Annotated in this window: 3 rRNA genes; all 3 read left to right on the top strand. The window is 55.4% G+C overall.

The annotated features are described in order from the left end of the window. Position 1: 1 nt before the first annotated feature. The 3 genes from F0311_RS09305 (at position 2) to rrf (ending at position 5,409) form a co-directional block, all read left to right on the top strand. A 16S ribosomal RNA gene (locus F0311_RS09305) occupies positions 2-1,540 on the top strand. A gap of 426 nt (positions 1,541-1,966) precedes the next feature. Next, a 23S ribosomal RNA gene (locus F0311_RS09300) occupies positions 1,967-5,073 on the top strand. A 219-nt stretch (positions 5,074-5,292) separates the two neighbouring features. After that, a 5S ribosomal RNA gene (gene rrf, locus F0311_RS09295) occupies positions 5,293-5,409 on the top strand. Together the 16S, 23S and 5S rRNA genes form the textbook arrangement of a ribosomal RNA operon. The last annotated feature ends 13 nt before the right edge of the window (positions 5,410-5,422 follow it).

Genomic DNA, 5,422 nt, shown 5'->3' with positions numbered 1-5,422 from the left:
TTTGATGGAGAGTTTGATCCTGGCTCAGGATGAACGCTGGCGGCGTGCTTAACACATGCAAGTCGAACGATGAAGCTTCCTGTTTTCAGGGGGTGGATTAGTGGCGAACGGGTGAGTATCACGTGAGTAACCTGCCCTTGACTCTGGGATAAGCCTGGGAAACTGGGTCTAATACTGGATAGGACTAATTGCCGCATGGTGGTTGGTGGAAAGTGCCTTTTGGTGCGGTTTTGGATGGGCTCGCGGCCTATTAGCTTGACGGTGGGGTAGTGGCTCACCGTGGCTTTGACGGGTAGCCGGCCTGAGAGGGTGACCGGCCACACTGGGACTGAGACACGGCCCAGACTCCTACGGGAGGCAGCAGTGGGGAATATTGCACAATGGGCGCAAGCCTGATGCAGCGACGCCGCGTGCGGGATGACGGCCTTCGGGTTGTAAACCGCTTTCAGTACAGAACAAGGCCTTCGGGTTGAGGGTATGTGCAGAAGAAGCGCCGGCTAACTACGTGCCAGCAGCCGCGGTAATACGTAGGGCGCGAGCGTTATCCGGAATTATTGGGCGTAAAGAGCTCGTAGGCGGTTTGCCGCGTCTGCCGTGAAAAATCCGGGCTTAACTCGGATCGTGCGGTGGGTACGGGTAGGCTGGAGTGCAGTAGGGGAGACTGGAATTCCTGGTGTAGCGGTGAAATGCGCAGATATCAGGAGGAACACCGATGGCGAAGGCAGGTCTCTGGGCTGTTACTGACGCTGAGGAGCGAAAGCATGGGGAGCGAACAGGATTAGATACCCTGGTAGTCCATGCCGTAAACGTTGGGCACTAGGTGTGGGGGACATTCCACGTTTTCCGCGCCGTAGCTAACGCATTAAGTGCCCCGCCTGGGGAGTACGGCCGCAAGGCTAAAACTCAAAGGAATTGACGGGGGCCCGCACAAGCGGCGGAGCATGCGGATTAATTCGATGCAACGCGAAGAACCTTACCAAGGCTTGACATCAACCGGATTGGGCCAGAGATGGTCTTTCCCTTCGGGGCTGGTTGACAGGTGGTGCATGGTTGTCGTCAGCTCGTGTCGTGAGATGTTGGGTTAAGTCCCGCAACGAGCGCAACCCTTGTCCTATGTTGCCAGCACGTTGTGGTGGGGACTCATGGGAGACTGCCGGGGTCAACTCGGAGGAAGGTGGGGATGACGTCAAATCATCATGCCCCTTATGTCTTGGGCTTCACGCATGCTACAATGGCCGGTACAGTGGGTTGCGATCCCGTGAGGTGGAGCTAATCCCTAAAAGCCGGTCTCAGTTCGGATCGAAGTCTGCAACTCGACTTCGTGAAGTTGGAGTCGCTAGTAATCGCAGATCAGCAATGCTGCGGTGAATACGTTCCCGGGCCTTGTACACACCGCCCGTCAAGTCACGAAAGTTGGTAACACCCGAAGCCCATGGCCCAACCATTTTTGTGGGGGGAATGGTCGAAGGTGGGACTGGCGATTGGGACTAAGTCGTAACAAGGTAGCCGTACCGGAAGGTGCGGCTGGATCACCTCCTTTCTAAGGAGCTGGACCCGAGTGGGGTCCGCCCCGTTGTGGCATCCGTATGTGGTGTTCCGGGGTTTGCTCGTGGGTGGAATATCAACAGATCAGCTCTTTGCTTTGTGTGGGGGGTTGGGTTTTCTTGGCAGCTGCTGGCGTGGTTTTAGTACGCTTTCCTTGCTTTGTGTGGGGTTGGTTGGAAAGGGGTGCGTTGGGGGTTGTTTTTGAGGGTTTTTGGTGCGCTGTTGGGTCCTGAGGCTGTGAAAGGCTTCGTGGGTCTGGCTCTTTGCTCCAGGTAGCTGCAACGTTGGGTCCCCTTTTTTTGAGGGGGTTGTTGTGGTGGTGGGGGTGGGGGTTGTTGTTTGGGAACTGCATAGTGGACGCGAGCATCTTATTTTTGTCTTGCCTCTCAAGTTTTTTGGGGGGTGGGGTGTCTGTGTTGTGTTGTAAGTGTTTTAGGGCGCATGGTGGATGCCTTGGCATTAGGAGCTGATGAAGGACGTGGGAATCTGCGATAAGCCTGGTGGAGCTGATAACCGAGTGTTGAGGCCAGGATGTCCGAATGGGGAAACCCGGCATGCTGTTGTGGTGTGTCACCGACTGCTGAATGAAATAGGTGGTTGGGGGGAACGTCGGGAAGTGAAACATCTCAGTACCGGCAGGAAGAGAAAACAATAGTGATTGCGTAAGTAGTGGCGAGCGAAAGCGTATGGGGCTAAACCTGTGGCGTGTGATACCCGGTGGGGGTTGCGTGGCAGGGGTTGTGAGACCATCCGTCCAGATACCACCGTGTCTGGGGGTTGAGGTGCGGGCGTATAGATGAACAGGGTTGAGTCCTTGACCGTAGAGGGTGTGAGTCCCGTAGTTGTTAATGCGTTCCGCCGGCTTGTGGTGTGTTCTCGAGTAGCACGCGGCTCGAGGAATCGTGTGTGAATCTGCCAGGACCATCTGGTAAGCCTGAATACTCCCTAGTGACCGATAGTGAATCAGTACCGTGAGGGAATGGTGAAAAGTACCCCGGGAGGGGAGTGAAAGAGTACCTGAAACCATGTGCCTACAATCCGTCAAAGCATCTTTTGGGGTGTGATGGCGTGCCTTTTGAAGAATGAGCCTGCGAGTTGCTGCTCAGTAGCGAGGTTAACCCGTGTGGGGTAGTCGTAGCGAAAGCGAGTCTGAATAGGGCGTTGTAGTTGCTGGGTGCAGACCCGAAGCGGAGTGATCTACCCATGGCCAGGGTGAAGCGTGTGTAAGAGCGCGTGGAGGCCCGAACCCACCTCAGTTGAAAATGGGGGGGATGAGCTGTGGGTAGGGGTGAAAGGCCAATCAAACTCTGTGATAGCTGGTTCTCCCCGAAATGCATTTAGGTGCAGCGTTGCGTGTTTCCTCCAGGAGGTAGAGCTACTGGATGGCTGATGGGCCCTACAAGGTTACTGACGTCAGCTAAACTCCGAATGCCTGTGAGGTTAGAGCGTGGCAGTGAGACGGTGGGGGATAAGCTTCATCGTCGAGAGGGAAACAGCCCAGACCACCGGTTAAGGCCCCTAAGCGTGTGCTAAGTGGGAAAGGATGTGGAGTTGCTTAGACAACCAGGAGGTTGGCTTAGAAGCAGCCATCCTTGAAAGAGTGCGTAATAGCTCACTGGTCAAGTGATTCCGCGCCGACAATGTAGCGGGGCTCAAGCACACCGCCGAAACCGTGGCGTTCCAAGTTTTGCTTGGGACGGGTAGGGGAGCGTCGATATCTGCGGTGAAGCCACAGCGTAAGCGGTGGTGGAGTGGTATCGAGTGAGAATGCAGGCATGAGTAGCGAAAGTCATGTGAGAAACATGGCCGCCGAATGAGCAAGGGTTCCAGGGTCAAGCTAATCTGCCCTGGGTTAGTCGGGGCCTAAGGCGAGGCCGACAGGCGTAGTCGATGGATAACGGGTTGATATTCCCGTACCGGCTTTCAACCGCCCGAAACAATCCCTAGATACTAACCATCTGAAGGATGTTCTTATCTCTCTTCGGAGAGAGGGAAGGTCTGGAACATGGGACCTGATGGGGGGCGTTTAGCGTAGTAACAGGTGTGACGCAGGAAGGTAGCCAGGCTCAGCGATGGTTGTTCTGGGTCTAAGAATGTAGGGCGTTTCATAGGTAAATCCGTGGAGCATGTGCCTGAGATTTGATGGGCCCCACCCTTTGTGGTGGGGATCTGGTGATCCTATGCTGCCAAGAAAAGCATCGACGCGAGGTTGTTATGCCGCCCGTACCCGAAACCGACACAGGTGCTCAGGTAGAGAATACTAAGGCGATCGAGTCAATCACGGTTAAGGAACTCGGCAAAATGCCCCCGTAACTTCGGGAGAAGGGGGACCATCCCGGTAGTAGGGTTCGCCCCGAAAGCTGGTGGTGGTCGCAGAGACCAGGGGGGTCCGACTGTTTACTAAAAACACAGGTCCGTGCGAAGTCGTAAGACGAGGTATACGGACTGACTCCTGCCCGGTGCCGGAAGGTTAAGAGGAGCTGTTAGTCACATTTGGTGTGGCGAAGCGGTGAATTTAAGCCCCGGTAAACGGCGGTGGTAACTATAACCATCCTAAGGTAGCGAAATTCCTTGTCGGGTAAGTTCCGACCTGCACGAATGGAGTAACGAGACCCCCGCTGTCTCAACCGTGAACTCGGCGAAATTGCAGTACGAGTAAAGATGCTCGTTACGCGCAGCAGGACGGAAAGACCCCGAGACCTTTACTATAGCTTGGTATTGGTGATGTACGTCACTTGTGTAGGATAGGTGGGAGACGTTGAAACCAGCACGCCAGTGTTGGTGGAGTCATCGTTGAAATACCACTCTGGTGTTGTGTGTCATCTAACTTCGGGCCCTGATCGGGTCCAGGGACAGTGCCTGGTGGGTAGTTTAACTGGGGCGGTTGCCTCCTAAAGAGTAACGGAGGCGCCCAAAGGTTCCCTCAGCCTGGTTGGCAATCAGGTGTTGAGTGTAAGTGCACAAGGGAGCTTGACTGTGAGAGAGGCATCTCGAGCAGGAACGAAAGTTGGGACTAGTGATCCGGCGGCACCGTATGGAAGGGCCGTCGCTCAACGGATAAAAGGTACCTCGGGGATAACAGGCTGATCCTGCCCAAGAGTCCATATCGACGGCATGGTTTGGCACCTCGATGTCGGCTCGTCGCATCCTGGGGCTGGAGTTGGTCCCAAGGGTTGGGCTGTTCGCCCATTAAAGCGGTACGCGAGCTGGGTTTAGAACGTCGTGAGACAGTTCGGTCCCTATCCGCTGCGCGCGCAGGAGATTTGAGAAGGTCTGTCCTTAGTACGAGAGGACCGGGACGGACGAACCTCTGGTATGCCAGTTGTTCCGCCAGGAGCATGGCTGGTTAGCTACGTTCGGGATGGATAACCGCTGAAAGCATCTAAGCGGGAAGCCGGCTTCAAGATAAGATCTCCATCACCACTGTGGTGTGAAGGCTCCCTAGAGACTATGGGGTTGATAGGCCAGAACTAGAAGCCAGGTAACTGGTGCAGGTGACTGGTACTAATAAGCCAACCACTTACACACCCACACCCATCACAAGACACTACGATGGTGCTACGCGTCCACTCTGCGGTCCCCAACCAACAAACCCCAACCCCAACCCGAACCCGGGCACCCCCAAGGGGTGTGTAAGGGGCACCAGCCAGAACACCAGAACAGAACACCACAGCAGGACATAACAGCATAGAGACACCAGTTGTGACTAACAGATTTCCACACACCACCAGGTGCGTGGTCAAGAGTTACGGCGGTCATAGCGTGGGGGAAACGCCCGGTCCCATCCCGAACCCGGAAGCTAAGACCCACAGCGCCGATGGTACTGCACCCGGAAGAGTGTGGGAGAGTAGGACACCGCCGGACACACACTAAAAGA

The organism is Nesterenkonia ebinurensis, from assembly GCF_008711175.1.
GTDB lineage: Bacteria > Actinomycetota > Actinomycetes > Actinomycetales > Micrococcaceae > Nesterenkonia > Nesterenkonia ebinurensis.
The sequence above is the reverse complement of the archived record's forward strand: the minus strand, read 5'-3'. Positions and strand labels throughout refer to the sequence as shown.